Source organism: Candidatus Krumholzibacteriia bacterium (assembly GCA_035268685.1).
Lineage (GTDB): Bacteria > Krumholzibacteriota > Krumholzibacteriia > JAJRXK01 > JAJRXK01 > JAJRXK01.
The window spans coordinates 1-14315 of record DATFKK010000145.1 but is presented as its reverse complement, the minus strand read 5'-3'; the positions used below and the strand labels follow the sequence as shown (position 1 = coordinate 14315).

Annotated in this window: 13 protein-coding genes; 1 reads left to right on the top strand and 12 read right to left on the bottom strand. The window is 68.9% G+C overall.

Annotated elements, in window-relative coordinates; translation table 11 throughout:
* Positions 1-5: 5 nt before the first annotated feature.
* The 6 genes from rodA to radC all read right to left on the bottom strand — a co-directional run bounded on the left by rodA (position 6) and on the right by radC (position 6269).
* On the bottom strand, positions 6-1277 hold the full coding sequence (gene rodA / locus VKA86_13625; protein HKK72253.1) for a rod shape-determining protein RodA: 1272 nt from the start codon (positions 1275-1277) through the stop codon (positions 6-8).
* The gene (gene mrdA / locus VKA86_13620) at positions 1277-3070 is read right to left on the bottom strand and encodes a penicillin-binding protein 2 (protein ID HKK72252.1); all 1794 of its coding nucleotides are present in this window, start codon (positions 3068-3070) and stop codon (positions 1277-1279) included. Before mrdA ends, rodA begins: the two co-directional genes overlap by 1 nt.
* Entirely contained in the window at positions 3063-3569 is a 507-nt protein-coding gene (mreD, locus tag VKA86_13615; protein HKK72251.1) for a rod shape-determining protein MreD, read from the bottom strand. Before mreD ends, mrdA begins: the two co-directional genes overlap by 8 nt.
* The gene (gene mreC, locus VKA86_13610; GenBank protein ID HKK72250.1) at positions 3566-4444 is read right to left on the bottom strand and encodes a rod shape-determining protein MreC; all 879 of its coding nucleotides are present in this window, start codon (positions 4442-4444) and stop codon (positions 3566-3568) included. The genes mreD and mreC overlap by 4 nt, the downstream gene beginning before the upstream one ends.
* Position 4445: 1 nt before the next feature.
* A complete protein-coding gene (locus VKA86_13605; protein HKK72249.1) occupies positions 4446-5510 on the bottom strand; it encodes a rod shape-determining protein in 1065 nt (354 codons plus the stop codon).
* Positions 5511-5594: 84 nt separating this feature from the next.
* Positions 5595-6269, bottom strand: coding sequence for a DNA repair protein RadC (radC, locus tag VKA86_13600; GenBank protein HKK72248.1), 675 nt, complete (start codon positions 6267-6269; stop codon positions 5595-5597).
* Positions 6270-6513: 244 nt separating this feature from the next.
* Here radC and VKA86_13595 point away from each other — a divergent pair, with 244 nt between their 5' ends.
* Positions 6514-7716, top strand: coding sequence for an aspartate kinase (locus VKA86_13595; protein ID HKK72247.1), 1203 nt, complete (start codon positions 6514-6516; stop codon positions 7714-7716).
* A 7-nt stretch (positions 7717-7723) separates the two neighbouring features.
* On the opposite strand, the gene VKA86_13590 is transcribed toward VKA86_13595, so the two are convergent.
* From VKA86_13590 to VKA86_13565, 6 genes are all read right to left on the bottom strand, one after another.
* Positions 7724-8950, bottom strand: a complete 1227-nt coding sequence (locus VKA86_13590; protein ID HKK72246.1) for a rhomboid family intramembrane serine protease — start codon at positions 8948-8950, stop codon at positions 7724-7726.
* A 123-nt stretch (positions 8951-9073) separates the two neighbouring features.
* On the bottom strand, positions 9074-10069 hold the full coding sequence (locus VKA86_13585; protein ID HKK72245.1) for a C40 family peptidase: 996 nt from the start codon (positions 10067-10069) through the stop codon (positions 9074-9076).
* 13 nt (positions 10070-10082) lie between these two features.
* Positions 10083-11417, bottom strand: a complete 1335-nt coding sequence (locus VKA86_13580; protein HKK72244.1) for a GWxTD domain-containing protein — start codon at positions 11415-11417, stop codon at positions 10083-10085.
* Between the two features lie 13 nt (positions 11418-11430).
* Positions 11431-12075, bottom strand: a complete 645-nt coding sequence (locus VKA86_13575; protein HKK72243.1) for an ABC transporter ATP-binding protein — start codon at positions 12073-12075, stop codon at positions 11431-11433.
* Between the two features lie 44 nt (positions 12076-12119).
* On the bottom strand, positions 12120-13631 hold the full coding sequence (locus VKA86_13570; GenBank protein ID HKK72242.1) for a TolC family protein: 1512 nt from the start codon (positions 13629-13631) through the stop codon (positions 12120-12122).
* A 214-nt stretch (positions 13632-13845) separates the two neighbouring features.
* Positions 13846-14315 (bottom strand): energy transducer TonB (locus tag VKA86_13565; GenBank protein HKK72241.1); only part of this gene is annotated, 470 nt, incomplete at its 5' end.

The following is a 14315-nucleotide window of genomic DNA, read 5'->3' as shown; positions in this document are numbered from 1 at the left end:
CCGCCTCAGACCTCGGACCATCGCGCCGAGACGTTCAACAGGAGCCCCAGCATGATGCAACTCGCGAGCATGGAGCTTCCTCCCTTGCTGAGCAGTGGCAACGGGAGACCGGTGACCGGGAGCAGACCCACCGTGATCGCGATGTTCACCAGCGCCTGGAAGCAGAAGTAGCTCGCCACACCCACCGCGATCATGCCGCCGAAGGAACGCTTGCTGATCTCGGCCACGCGGAGTGCGCGCACGACCAGCAACAGGAAGAGTGCCAGCACGACCAACGCCCCGAGCAGACCCAGTTCCTCGCCGATCACGCTGAAGATGAAGTCGGTGTGGCGCTCCGGCAGGAAGGCCAGGCCCTTCTGGCTGCCTTCCAGGTACCCCTTGCCGGCCAGACCTCCGGATCCGATGGCGACCTTGCTCTGGAAGGTCTGGTACCCGTAGCCCAGCCGATCGGCGTCGCTGGGTGAGAAGAAGGCCAGGATCCGCGCCTGCTGGTAGGGATGCAGCTTCTCCCAGACCAACGGAATGGCCAGACCCGTGACCAGGTTGCTGCCCATGAGCAGCAGGTTCTGCACGATGTACAGACGCGCGAAGTACAACAGGCCCATGAGGGCGATCACGTACAACACCCAGGGCCAGACATCGTCCAGGGTGTGCTGTCCGGTGAACATGATCACCGCGCTGAGCACCGGCGAGATCAACGCCAACAAGAGCCGAGCCGGAACTCCGGCCCAGAACAACATGGGAACCGCCAACGCCGGATAGACCAGCGCCGTTCCCAGATCGGGCTCACGTACGACGAGCAGGAACAGGGGCAGCACGAAGGCGACCGCGCCACCCACCAGTACCTTGGCCGAGCGATCCCTCCTGCCCGCGAGGAAGCGCCCCAGCGCGAGGATCAACGCGACCTTCGCGATCTCCGAGGGCTGGAAGCTCATGCCACCGAGGGACAACCACCGACGTCCGCCCCCGGACTCCATACCGACGACGAGCACCGCGACCAGTAACACGAGCGCCACGCCGTAGGCGACGTAGGCCAGGGTGTCGAAGTGCCGGTAGGGGATCAGCAGACACAGCAGCGCCACGATCGCTCCCACCACGGCCCAGGTGACCTGCGTGTGGAACACGGCCCGCGACAGGTTCGAGGGCACGATCTCCGCCGAGCTCTGGAAATCGACGGTACAGCTGTAGACCGCGGCCAGGCCGATCGCCACCAGGGCCGCCCAGGCGATCAGGGCGAAGGCGTCGGCCCGGACGAGGATCGAAAGGACACGACCCATCAGCGCGCCTCCCCGTCGGACGCCACCGCGCCCTGGAGTTCGAAGTACTCGTGCAGGACCTCTCCGACGATCGGAGCGGCGACCTCACCGCCGTGACCAGAGTTCTCCACGATCACCGCGACGGCGACCTCCGGATTCCGCGCCGGCGCGTAGGCGACGAACCACGCGTGATGATCGCCGAAGGGGTTCTCCGAAGTTCCCGTCTTGCCCGCGACCTCGAATCCGTCGACCTGCGCGAGCCCTCCCGTCCCCAGGTCGTCGTGGACGACCGAGCGCATGGATTCCTGCAGGAAACGACGCACCCGCGGCGAGCACACCGGCTGGGTGGAGCGATACACGTGGCGCGCGTCGCGCACGCCGTAGGCGTTCTCGGTGACCAGCAACACGTGGGGACGGTACAGGTACCCGTCGCCTCCGATGGCCGCGAAGGTCCGGGCCATCTGCAGCGGCGTCACCAGCAATTCCCCCTGCCCGATCGCGAGGTTCAGCTTGACTCCGTCGGTCCACCCGCGCGGACCGTGCCGCGCGTCGAAGAAACCGGCGTCGGGGACCAGCCCCGTCTGTTCGTGGAAGGACTCCAACCCCGTGTCGTTGCCCAGGCCGAACCGCCGCGCCGTCTCGGCCAGCTGGTCCACGGTGAGCCTCTGTACGAGCTGGTAGAAGTACGTGTCGCAGCTCTGCACGATCGCACCCTCGAGGTCGAGTTCTCCGTGTCCTGTCTCCTTCCAACATCCGAAGTAGCGGTTGCCGAAACGGTAGCGGCCGTAGCAGGGATCGAAGGTCTCCTCGGGGTCGACCAGACCGCGCTCGAGCGCGGCAGCCGCGGTGATCAGCTTGAAGGGACTGCCCGGCGGGTACACTCCGCGGAAGACCCGGTTGAACTCGGGCTTGCGTGGATCCGACCGCAGCTGTGCCGCGCGTTCGTGGCTGATCCCTCCGGTGAACTCGTTGAGGTCGATCGAAGGCGCACTGGCCGCCGCCAGCACGTCACCCGTGGCGATCTCGACCACGGCGCCGGCGCCGACCCGGTCCTGCAGCAGCTCCTCCAGTCGACTCTGCAACGCGTGGTGGATCGTCAGGTACACGTGGCCGCCGGGAACCACCGGAACGTGGACTCCGGGGAGCTCGCCGACGACGTGCCCGGAGGCATTCACCTCGACCACCTTCCGGCCGTGCTCGCCACGGAGCAGGGGTTCCGCGAAGGCCTCGATGCCGGTGCGCCCGATCATGTCTCCGGCGGAATAGGGACTGTTGCGACCCGTTTCGTCGCGTCGGACCTCCCCGACGTAGCCCACGAGGTGTGGCGCGAGCGGATGGTTCGCGAGCGGGTGCTTCCGGTAGTGCCGCCTCGGTTCGACCCGCAGTTGCACCTGCGGCAACTCGACGCGGTGTTCCTCGACCACCGCGATCTGTCGAGGCGTCGCGCGGCGCACCAGTGTGATCCGATCTCCCGGCGGCGCCCGATCGACCCATTCGAGGAGAGCGTCGCGGTCGAGCTCCAGCAGACCGACCAGACGCGCCAGCACCGGGTCGTCCTCACGAACCCGGTTCCGCGGGTAGGTGATCCGCGCCTGGTAGACGTTGTGCGCGAGGGTGACGCCGGAGCGGTCGCTGATCAGTCCGCGCGGGGCGAGGACCCGTCGACTGTACTGCCGGTTCTCGCGCGCGAGCTGGGCGTAGTCCTGGTGCAGGACGACCTGCATGGTGAACAGGGTGATGGCCAGGACACCGAAGCCCACGGCCGCGGCCATCATCAGGGCACGTGCCCGCCACTGACGCGAGCGCTCATCCACGGCGCACCTCCGCCGTCCGGTTCAGCACTCCTCCGGTGACCGCCCTCGCGATCATCCCGATCAGGAGCGACACGAGACCGGTGTACACGGCGGCGGGAATCGAGTGGGTCACGAACAGTCCCAGGAACCGGGCGACGTCGAGCTGGGTGAGCCCGACGAGGTAGACGAGGTCGTGGGCGAGCACGGACATCGCCACCAGGCCGAAGTAGAACGCGGGGCCCTCGATGGCCAACGACGACGACAGTTTCCCGACCGCCCATCCCACCAGCGTCTTGGCCAGGGCATCGAGACCGAGCGTCTCGGGCGCGAGCATGCCCTGCAACAGCCCCACCAGGAATCCGAGCGCGGCACCGCCCGACGGGCCCGCCCGCAGAGCGACGAGCACCACCAGCAGCACCACGAAGTCCGGGGTGATCCCGGCGATCGAGATCCTCGGCACGAAGGCGAGCTGTGCGACCAGGGTGATGGCCACGGCCACCATCAGACGCATGCCGGTCATCGTCGTGCCCCCGCACTGGTGTCGCGGGGCGCCGCGCGCTGGCTGTCGGGCACGGACGAGACCGTGCCCTCGAAGCCGGCGTACCAGGGGCCGGAACGGGTGACCACGTACACCCGGCGCAGGGCACTGAAGCGCACGGCGCTCTCGACCTCGATCTCCTGGAAGAGTTCGCTGGGCGACGAGCGCACGCGGGTCACGCGTCCCACGGCCAGACCCTCCGGAACGGTCCCGCCCAGACCACTGGTGACGACGGCGTCCCCCACGCGTACCGGATCTCCCTGGGGCACGTGATCGACGAAGAAACGACGCCCGTCGTGACGGAGCAGGCCGGTCACGTTGGTCCGCGCCACGCGGACGCTGATCCGCGAGTCCTCCTCGGTGAGCAGCTGCACGAGCGCGAGATCGCGGTCGAGGACCTGCCGCACCCGACCCGCCAGGCCGTTCTCCGTGATGACCGGCATCCAGACCTCGAGACTGTCGGCCCCGAAGGTCTTGATCTTCGCCTGGACCGGAATGCGGCTCACCACCAGCTCGAGCACCTCGCCCGGAGCCAGGCGGCCCCGCGTGCGTTCGTAGAAGCCGGCCCGCGTCTCCAGCTCCTCGAGCCGGAGGCGGCCGCGTTCCAGGTGCGCCAGGTCGAGTTCCAGGGCCGCCACGCGCGCCCGCAGACGCTCGTTCTCACGCTCGAGCTCGAGCAGGTCCTCGACGAATCGATTCGTCCACTCGATCGGCGTGACCACGGCGTGCAACCACGCGGCACCCCGCCGCACGCGGTCGGACTCGTCCCAGGTCATCATCCAGATCGACAGCAGGATGCACACGGTCAGCACGAGTCGGTCGCCGACGCGGTGCAGGCCCTGCGGACGTTCGGCCATCTCAGTCCTTGCCGGAGTGCATGATCACGTCCTCGTAGGCCGTGATGTTGTCGAGGATCTTGCCCGTACCCAGGACGACGCAGAACAGGGGATCGTCGACCGTGTTGATCGGCAGGTTGGTGGCCTCGCGGAACAGCTCGGGCAGACTGCGCAGCAATGCACCGCCACCGGTCATGACGATCCCGCGGTCGACGATGTCGGCCGCCAGCTCGGGAGGCGTCTGCTCCAGCGCGCTCTTGAGCGCGTCGACCATCTGCGCCAGCGGCTCCTGCAGGGACTGACGAATCTCTTCGCTGCTGATGCGCAGCGTCTTGGGGATCCCGGCGACCAGGTCGCGCCCCTTGACCTCCATCTCGAGCTCGCCGTCGAGCTTGTAGGCGCTGCCGATCTCCTTCTTGATCATCTCGGCGGTCTGGTCGCCGATCAGCAGGTTGTAGTTCTTCTTCAGGTGGCTGACGATCGCGTCGTCGAGTTCGTCCCCACCCACCCGGATCGAGGTGTCGCAGACGATGCCGTTCAACGCGATCACCGCGATCTCGCTCGTGCCACCGCCGATGTCGATGATCATGTTGCCGCTGGGCTGGTCGACGGGTAGCCCCACCCCGATCGCGGCGGCGATCGGTTCGGCGACCAGGAAGACCTCGCGCGCGCCGGCGTGCTTGGCCGAGTCGCGCACGGCGCGCTTCTCGACCTCGGTGATGCCGCTCGGAACGCAGATGATGATCCGCGGCGCGATGAAGTGCCGCCGTCTCTGCGCCATCTGGATGAACTCGCGCAGCATGTGCTCGGTCACGTCGAAGTCGGCGATCACACCGTCCTTCAGCGGACGGATCGCCTCGATCTTGTCGGGCGTCTTGCCGAGCATGGCCTTCGCGGCGTGACCCACCGCGTGCACCTTGCGGGTGTGTTTGTCGACCGCCACCACGCTGGGCTCGTTCAGGACGATGCCCTTGCCCTTGATGTAGACCAGGGTGTTGGCCGTCCCGAGATCGATCGCGACGTCGTTGTTGAACAGGTTCGAGAACCGGTTCCACAGACCCGCCTGCTGTCCGTTTTCCTTGGACATTTGCTTCGCGTTCCCTCGCTGGAGCGCTGACCCCACGCGGGCCCGTGTCCGGGGCCCCTCCTGTCGCCCGGGAACTCCTACCCCTCAGAGAAGGTGGCGTTCCCGCAGACTCACCCACCGTCCGGCCCCGACCACGAGGTGATCGAGGACCTCGATTCCCAGTGTCTCTCCGCAGCGCTGCAGCCGCCGGGTGAGACGGACGTCGTCGTCACTCGGCTCCGGATCGCCGGACGGGTGGTTGTGCGCCAGGATCAGCGCCACCGCCCCGACGGCGATCGCGTCGCGGAAGACCTCGCGCGGGTGCACGCCCGCCGAGTTGATCTGGCCCAGGGCCACCGTGGTCGCGCGTAGCGCCTGGTGCCGGGCCCCCAGACACAACACCACCACGGCTTCCTGTTCGAGCCCCTCCAGCAGCGGTCCCAGCAGGGCCAGGGCCTCCTCCGGGCCTTCGATGGTCCGCACGTCCGACACTTCGGGCCGCACCGAGCGCCGGCCGAGTTCGAAGGCCGCCGCGAGGGCCGCCGAGCGAGCCGCCCCGATGCCGTCGAGCGACTCGAGGACGGCCGGTCCGCACCGGGCCAGACGCTGCAGCGTTCCGAATCGCTGGAGGACTCCCCGAGCCAGGGCAAGGGTGCTGCCACGGCCGCTCCCCCCTCCGAGAACCAGGGCGACCAGCTCCACCGCGGACAGGGAACCGGCGCCGAGCCGATGGCAACGTTCCCGCGGACGCTCGTCCGGGGGCAGCTCGTGCATGCGCATGCCACGTCGAGGGAGGACGGGCCCACACCGCGGCCCCGGATGTGGATGGATTGCCTAAGCTGTTGATCTCAAAGCACCTACGTTGCCACGGCGGCGGCAGCATAGCAGAGCTCGGCCACCGCATCAACCGGGAATTGGCCAAGGCGGCAGGGTTTGGACTACTGTTTGCCCGCGTCGGTGGATCGACCGGCGTCGATTCCGGTCCCGAGTGATCCGGGGTTCTGCGGCGGGGAGGTCGAGGCGGTTGCGGGTACGCGTCCTGAAGTTCGGTGGTTCATCTCTCGCCGGTGGTGATCAGATCGAGACCGCCGCGGCCCGTGTCTCCGAGGTCACGCGCGCCGGTCTCAAGGTGATCGTGGTGGTGTCGGCCATGGGTGGGGCGACCGACCAGCTACTGGCCCTGGCCCGGCGCCTCCATCCCGAGGCCCCCGGCGAGGAGCTCGACCGGCTCCTTGCCACCGGCGAGTCGCAGGTGGCGGCACTCATGGCGCTGGCACTGCAGCAGCGGGGTCTCGCCGGTCGGTCGTTCAGTGGCGGCGAAGCCGGCCTGATCACCGACGCCTGTTTCGGCCGCGCCCGGATCCTCGACGTGAATCCCTCACCCGTCGCGGCCAGTCTGGCCGCGGGCGAGATCCCGGTGGTCGCCGGCTTCCAGGGACAGACACGCGACGGGCGGATCACGACGCTCGGACGCGGCGGCAGTGACATCACCGCCGTCGCACTGGGTCACGCCCACCATGCCGACCGCGTGGTCTTCTTCCGGCACGTCGAGGGTGTGCACTCGGCCGACCCACGCATGCTGTCGCTCAGCTACCGTCTCGAACGGCTCGACTACGACGCCATGATCGATCTGGCCGAGGCCGGAGCAGCACTGTTGCACCCGCAGTCGCTCGAGCAGGCCCGTGCGTATCGCCTGCCCCTCGAGGTGCGCGGGATCACCAGCACGTCCGACAGCACCTTCATCGGCGACGAGTCCGCCGTGAACCACCTACCGGTGTGGATGATCGTGCTCAGCCATCCCGTGGCGGTGCTCTCGGTCGACTCCTTGCCACAGGACACGGGGACCATCGCCCGTCTGCTCCACCTGCTCGACCGCACCGACCTGTGCATCGACGGCTGCGTGCAATCCACCGACTCGCGCACCGGCCTGTGCCTCACGCTGACCCTCCCCGACCTCGAGGGACCGACGCTGCACGAACAGTTGTCGGACTTCCTGCGCGAGGAGCCGGGCCTGCGCTTCTCGATCGAGCGTCGACAGCGACGGGTCACCCTGGTGGGCCGGGGTGTGGCGAGCCGGCGGGTGCAGGTGGCGATCGACCACGTCGCGCAGCGCATGGGCCCCCCGCTCTCGAGCTTCGGCGGCCAGCGCCACCGTGCGTTCCTGGTACCCGACGCCGAGGGGCGCGGCTGGCTGGCCAGTCTGCACCAGGAGCTCATCAAGCGCTGACCGAGTTTCAGGCGGCTGCGCTCCGCCGGCGGAGCTGGCGGCGCTCCTGCTCCAGCCAGGCCTGCAACGGATGATCGGGGAAGTCCCGACGCGCCTGCTCGAAGAGTTCGAGACCTTCGTCGGTCCGGTGCAGACGCGTGACCAGGATCGTCGCCGCACGCACCAGTCCGTGCACCGCCTCGGGATGATCGCGGTGGAAACGGTGCAGGTCGAGGTAGGCGGTCACCGCCTCGCGTTCACGTCCGAGCTTCTCGAGGAAGTGCGCGATCCGCTTCTGCTCGTACAACGAGAGGTGGAAGACCGGGTCCCCGCGCCGGGCTTCCCCGTAGGCGTCGCAGGCGACCTGCAGACGGTCCTCGGCCAGGGCGGCGTCCACCACCGTCCGGTACTCTCGCGACGACCCCACCACGTCACGCGCCACCCGAAGCGCCCTCGCGAGTTCCAGGCGGGCTTCCTCGTCGTGGGGCATCGTCTCGACGTAGCGAAGCAGTGAACCCACTGCGGCGTGCGACTCGCCGCGCTCCAGATGGCGTCGCCCCTTCACCAACCATCGCTCGGTCGACGCGCGCCACGGCAGGCCGAGGGCAAGACCCATGATCAGTCCGGTGGCGAGCCCGCCGAGGTGTGCCCCGTAGCTCGTTCCCCCGGCGGGACCACTGACCATCGCCATGACCACCTGCAGCAGGACCCAGAGCAGGACCGCGACCACCGACGGCAGCGTCGCCACACCGGCCCGGTTGACGGCCTGCAGCGGCATGAAGGCCCACCACGCGATCCTCACGCGTCCCCACGGGAACCGCAGCAGGAACAGACCGAGCAGGCCGCTGATCGCACCACTGGCCCCGACGAGGGCTCCCCAGGCCGCCTGCGGCGCCAGGTTCATCACGACCGCACCGTGCGACAGGCTCGCCAGATAGCCCGTTCCGACGAAGAGTAGCAGGAAGCCCAGACGCCCGAGCACCCGCTCGAGCGCCGGACCGAACACCCACAGGTAGAGCGCATTGCCGAGGAGGTGGATCCAGCCACCGTGCAGGAAGATCGCCGTGGCCGGCGTCAGCAGGTCCATCTCGGCGGGCCGGTAGGCGTAGCTCCACCACGAGACGTCGGTCAGGTCACGCAGCGGATGCGCCAGGACGTGCACCACGACCATGGTCGTCATCAACGCCCAGGTGATCCACGCCGGACGCGCCCGCGGGACGTCGACACCGACGGGGTAGTAGTAGAAGAAGTACACCAGAATTCACGATCCGGGCGCCGGGGAGAGCCTTTGGCTCCCGGTCACCGCAAGCAACGTTCCCGCTCCCGGGTTCGGTCGGCGACCGGACACGGGCACGACGGTGTCGGGCCTTCCGAGCCACTACGAAGGACGGCGATCCGTCGGCGTCCTCCGCCACAGCGTCGGGCGCGGACCGGTTCCGCCGAGGTCCGGACGCCGAACTGCGGACAACCGCTCCATCAGCGGGGCGATCTCGCGCAGTGGGTCGCGACGCACCGATCCCCGGCAGTGGATCATGCCACCGCGGCCGTCGTGGATCCCCAGGTGGTCGGCCGGATCCCCGAAGAACAGCAGATCTCCCGCACTCCAGGCCGTGGGCTCGGGATCGACCGGCCGGCCCGTGTGCTGCTGCTGGGAGGCGTCCCGCGGCAGGGCGACTCCGGCCAGGGCGAACAGCATCTGCACGAAACCGCTGCAGTCGAAGCCCAGGGGACTGCGTCCGCCCCAGCGGTAGGGAGTCCCGGTGAGCATGCGGGCATGACGCAGGACACCGCGGGGATCGGCGCGCACCGCCGTCTCGACACTCCGGGCCGGGATCCAGCCCTCGTGACCGTGCACGGTCGAGACCAGGCGCCAGTCGCCGCGCGTGGCCGTGTCGGCGTCGACCCGCAGGAGCGGCGTGCCCAGGACCAGCGGGACCGCAGCGAAGGTGTCCGAGATCCACAGTGTCCCGAGGGGCTCGGCGTAGCGACCGATCCAGCGCCCCTCGATCGCCGCGCGCTCCGCCTCGGTGTCCTCCTCGAGCACCCAGCGGTGCACCCAGCCGATGTAGTCGTCCTCTCCGGCGACCAACCACCAGTCGCCACGGCGTAGCAGGCCGAGCAGGTGCTCGCCGCCCCGCACCTCGCTGATCGTCTCGGCGCGGTGTGCCGGCTCACCGCGCACGGGCTCGAGGACACTCGTCAGACGCAACGGACCGTGTGGTTCGAGGGCAGGAACACCTACGGCCCGGGCAGCGGTGTCCGGATGGGCAACGATCCCGCCGCCCGGTCCGACTCCGATCCAGGCGTTCTTCCAGTCGACGTCGCTTGCGCGCGCCGCCGACACCAGATCTTCGCGGAGATCGGAATCGATCATGCCGGATCGCCCCTCAGATCGCCTCGCGCCACACGAGCCGGTAGGTCCCGAAGCCGTCGGTGTCGCGGAAGTAATACAGGAGACCGAGTTCACGGTAGCGCCACACCTCGAAGCGCTCGTTCGAATCGAACCCCGGAGCCGAGCTCTCGATGGTCTGGGGGGGGCCGTGCAACAGCCAGATCCGTCCCCGGTCGCTGAGAGCGCCGTCGCGGAATCCGTCGCGCAGGTTGGCCCGCGCGTAGGCGACCCGACGGTGGTGCTCCTCGAGGGCTTCGTTGCGCTCGGTCGAAGGAACGGGATCGCGACGCTGCCAGAACGCGCGCCAGCGTGCGACGCGCCCGCCCACCGACGCGTCGCGCAGACGCTCGAGTTCGTCACGGGCGGCGATGATCTCGATACGCTCGAGGTTGGCCTCCCAGCTGCGACCGTCGGTCAGATCGAGTCCGCGGTTCTCGATCTCGACCTCGACGCCGTCCGTTCCCGGCAGGGACACGCGGACCCGGTTGCCCCCGAAGGCCAGTCCCGATCCCGGAACGCGCACCAGTGCTCCGGTCTCGCTGCCCGCCCGGGGGATCTCGAAGGTCTGCCGCCAGCGCGAGGTGGCGGTGTCCTCGTTCACCACCCGAACCGTCACGAGGTAGGTGGAATCGGGAACGTCACGGCGCAGGTCGAAGATCCGCAGCAGCATCCACGGCGGGCCCGTGGCCAGGTCGAAGGGGCCGCGCTCGTGACGGTCGAAGACCGCGGGGTCGGGCATGGCGTGGCCCATGACCTCGAAGGCCGTGGGGATCTCCTCGAGGGCATCCTGTTGCCGGTAGAGGGTGGGATGCCCCAGTGTCAGCCCCCCGCTGCGGAAACCCGCGGTCTCGAGCCCGATCGTGCGCCGGGCGCGACGACGTGTGCCGTCGATCGCGACCTGGACCTCGATCACCTGCGCACCCGGTGCCGCGCCCTCGACCCGGCGCAGTGCCATGCCGACCGTCCGGCGCAAGACCTTCGACTTCCGGGTCTCGTCGAAGTCCTCCGCGTAGGCGGTGCCACCCCACTCGCGCAACTGCACGGCCTCGCCGGCGACCCGCTGGATCGCTCGCAAACGGTAGTGCGAGACGTATCCCTGGTCCTCACGGAAGAAGACCATGCGTCGATACGGAATGGAGACGGTCACCGTCGCCCGTGGTCGCCCCTCTTCGTCGAGCCCGGCCAGGACGTCGGCCTCGAACCAGGGGTCGTCGTCCATCCCCGGCACCGGACCCGGCGCACCTGAACACCCGCCCAGCAGGAGCACGAGCGCGACCGCCACCACCCCGGCGGTACGAGGAGGACTCGGCGGGATCGCACGACCGATCATGGTGTCCAAGGCTTCACCCGCCGGGGGGACCGTCGTAGGCGATGCGTCCGTCGTGCAGGCGCACGACACGCTGGGCACGGGCGGCCACGTCCGACTCGTGCGTCACCATGATGATGCTCAGGCCGCGGCCGTGCAAGTCGTCGAGCAGGTCGAGGATCTCGGCCCCGGTCCGCGAGTCCAGATTGCCCGTGGGCTCGTCGGCCAGCAGCAGCGAGGGTTCGTTCACCAGCGCACGCGCGATCGCCACGCGCTGACGCTGGCCTCCCGACAGCTGGTTCGGCCGGTGCCCGGCGCGGTCGGCGAGGCCCACCGAGACCAGTGCGCGCTCGGCCCGCGCGGTCCGCTCCCGGTCCGCCGCCCCCGCGTAGATCAGGGGCAGTTCCACGTTCTGCTGGGCGGTGGCACGCGGTAGCAGGTGGAAGCCCTGGAAGACGAATCCGATCTCCGCATTGCGGATGCCGGCGAGTTCGTCGTCGTCGAGCGTGCCGACGTCCCGGCCGACGAGGCGATAGGTCCCGGCCGACGGCGTGTCCAGGCACCCGATCAGGTTCATGAGCGTCGACTTGCCCGACCCCGAAGGACCCATGATCGCCACGTAGCTGCCCGTGTCGATCCGCAGGTCGACACCGCGCACGGCGTGCACCGCGGTGTCGCCCATGTGGTAGGTCTTCCCGAGACTGTCGCAGTCGATCAGCACGTGTCCTACTCCTGGCGCGCCGCCACGGCCGACGCTCCCGTGGCCCGGTCGAGCTGCCGGCGGAACTTGATCGCGTTGACCTGCGCGTCCACCCGATCGCGGCGGGCCTGGGCCAGGTTCACCTGCGCGGTGATCACGTCCAACTGGGTCCCCGCTCCCACCTCGAAGCGCTCGTTGGCCAGCCGCAGGTCCTCCGTGGACTGCTCCACCGCGACCGACGACACCTCGTGCGTTTCGATCGCCTCGGTCAGGTTGTTCCAGAGGTTCACGACCTCGAGCTCCACGTTCAACTGCTGCTGCCGGACCTGGTACTCGGACCGCCGCCGCTGCGCCACCGCATTGCGCGTTCGTTGCTGCGTTCGCCAACGGTCGAAGATCTGCCACTGACCCTGGATGCCGTAGGAGAACTGCGTGTTCTCCTGCGCACCGAAACGGAACGGCGTCTCCGACTCGCTGCGCGAGTACTGGGCGAAGATCTGCACCGAGGGCCAGTATCCCGCCCGGGCCCGTGTCACGCCGGCCCGGCTGGCCTCGAGGCGGTACTCGGCTGCGGCCAGGTCCAGCCGCTGCTGCCGGGCGGTCGCGAGCAGGGTGTCCACGGGCGGGACCTCGATCCGGGAGACGGCCGGGAGATCGCTCTCGACCTCGAAGGTGCGCGCGCCGGGGATGTTCATTGCGTGGGCCAGGACCAGGAAGGCATTGCGCTCCCCGTTCCGCTCGCGCACCACGTCGAGCTTGGTCTGCTGGTGGCGGACCTTCGCCTGCAGTACGTCGCTCCGCGTCGAGATGCCGAGTTCGAAGTAGGTCTCGGTCCGCTCGAGCTCCCGCAAGGCCAGCTCCTGGGCGTCGATGGCGACCTGCACCCTCTGCTGGGCACGGATGTAGTCGTAGAAGGCGTTCGTGACGTCTTCGCGCAGGACGTCGCGCTGGTAGTCGAGAGTCGCCACGCTGGCTTCGTAGTTGGCACTGGCCTGCGAGCGCTCGGCGATCCGGTCGAAGCCGTTGAAGACGGTCCAGTTCGACGAGATCGACTGGCTCTCGAAGGTCTGATCGATCGTGGCGTCGCGGACCTGGTCGGTGCGCACCTGGGTGATCGTACTGAGCGTGTCCCCGCCGACGGTCACGATCAGGGGGTTGCCCTGCGCGTCGACGAAGGGAAAGGGCACCAGCTCCGGTCGCGTGACCACCTGGTCGAGTTCCGTCCGCTCGCTCTCCTGGTACGACGCGCTCACGCCGAGGTCGGGGAGCCACTGCATGAGCGCGGCCAGCTTGTCGGTCTTCGCGGTGAGGACGTCCTCCTCGAAGCCACCCAGCACGACCGAGCCGACTTCCGCTGCGCGGATGCACTCCTCGAGAGTCGCCGGCTTACCGTCGTAGACGGCTTCCAGGGCGTCCTCGAGCGCATCGAGCTTGTCCTCGAGCTGCGCGGCCGCGACGCCGGGCAGGAGCGCGGTGGCCACCACGGCCAACGTGAGGACGATTCCGAGCCACGAGCCTCGGTTGCGAACGGACTGCATGAAAGCCTCCCCTTGGGATTCGGTCACCCGGACTCACCGGGACCGCCGGGCCGGTTCGGTGCCCGGACACTGTTGTGCTCTACGCGGGACACGCGCTCGGGTTACAGGGTTCGACGGATGACGGCGATCGGACGCCGACACCGCCCGAAACGCACACGCCGGCTCCGAGCGGGAGCCGGCGTGAGCCAGGGATTCGGATCTCCGGCCGATCGGTCTAGAACAGCGTGAAATTGTACGGCAACGTGACCCAGACCTCGACCGGGATGTCACGCTGCTTGCCCGGCGTGAAGGTCGCGCGCTGCGCGGCCTGGATCGCCGCCTGGTCGAGCACGGGGTGCACGCTCTTGGAGATCCGCGTGGCCTTCACCCGACCGTTGGTGCCGACGAGCACGTCGACCATCACCAGACCCTCCAGTCCGGCCTCCCGCGCGAACTCCGAGTACTCGGGGTTCACGAAGTTCACGATCTCGGGCTTGGTGTCGAAGGCCACGAAGTCGTTGCCCGCTCCCCCACCTCCACCGGGGGGCGGTGGCACGTACTCGTCGAAACTCTGGGGCAGCGTGTCCGCGATCTCGACGTCCTCCTCCACCTCCGCGTCGGGCGCGGCCTCCACCGGCACCTGGGGTTTCGGAAGCTCCTGCGGGGGCGGCGGGATGTCGACCGTCTCGGGGATGTCGACGACCT

What these genes read in the sequence shown, in the direction of transcription:
- VKA86_13575 (HKK72243.1), bottom strand. Translation starts at nt 12,075, where the DNA reads ATGGGCGACACCGCGGTGCACGCCGTGCGCGGTGTCGACCTGCGGATC.
- radC (HKK72248.1), bottom strand. Translation starts at nt 6,269, where the DNA reads ATGCGCATGCACGAGCTGCCCCCGGACGAGCGTCCGCGGGAACGTTGC.
- rodA (HKK72253.1), bottom strand. Translation starts at nt 1,277, where the DNA reads ATGGGTCGTGTCCTTTCGATCCTCGTCCGGGCCGACGCCTTCGCCCTG.
- VKA86_13585 (HKK72245.1), bottom strand. Translation starts at nt 10,069, where the DNA reads ATGATCGATTCCGATCTCCGCGAAGATCTGGTGTCGGCGGCGCGCGCA.
- VKA86_13605 (HKK72249.1), bottom strand. Translation starts at nt 5,510, where the DNA reads ATGTCCAAGGAAAACGGACAGCAGGCGGGTCTGTGGAACCGGTTCTCG.
- VKA86_13570 (HKK72242.1), bottom strand. Translation starts at nt 13,631, where the DNA reads ATGCAGTCCGTTCGCAACCGAGGCTCGTGGCTCGGAATCGTCCTCACG.
- mreD (HKK72251.1), bottom strand. Translation starts at nt 3,569, where the DNA reads ATGACCGGCATGCGTCTGATGGTGGCCGTGGCCATCACCCTGGTCGCA.
- mreC (HKK72250.1), bottom strand. Translation starts at nt 4,444, where the DNA reads ATGGCCGAACGTCCGCAGGGCCTGCACCGCGTCGGCGACCGACTCGTG.
- VKA86_13580 (HKK72244.1), bottom strand. Translation starts at nt 11,417, where the DNA reads ATGATCGGTCGTGCGATCCCGCCGAGTCCTCCTCGTACCGCCGGGGTG.